The organism is Undibacterium sp. Di27W (genome assembly GCF_049340345.1).
Taxonomy (GTDB): domain Bacteria; phylum Pseudomonadota; class Gammaproteobacteria; order Burkholderiales; family Burkholderiaceae_D; genus Undibacterium.
Map to the genome: position 1 here is coordinate 1 of NZ_JBMPOS010000148.1, position 307 is coordinate 307.

Sequence of the window (307 nt, forward strand, 5' to 3'; positions counted from 1 at the left end):
AGCCTCAAGTCGGCTACGGTTGTTATATGGCGTGCTGAAATGTAAGCGCTTTTTTGACGAATAGCGTTGTTGAGCAATTATGCGTCGCTCCTTAAAAATTCATCTCCTGGGCAAAAAAACCGTAGGCGCATTGGCCGAGCTGCAGCTTTTAATAGTGGAAAATTTGTAGGTGATAACATGTATTATGGAGAGCGCTTCAACAGCATCACCCACGCGGTTGGTGCTGCGCTAGCAGTAGTGGGCGGTGTATCGCTGATTACGATAGCGGCTCGTAGTGGTGACTATTGGAAGATTGTTAGTTTCAGCA

Annotated in this window: 1 pseudogene; it reads left to right on the forward strand. The window is 46.9% G+C overall.

Features of this window, described 5'->3' with window-relative positions:
* Positions 1-66: 66 nt before the first annotated feature.
* Positions 67-307, forward strand: a pseudogene (locus tag ACO0LF_RS31685) (hypothetical protein); the annotation flags it as partial.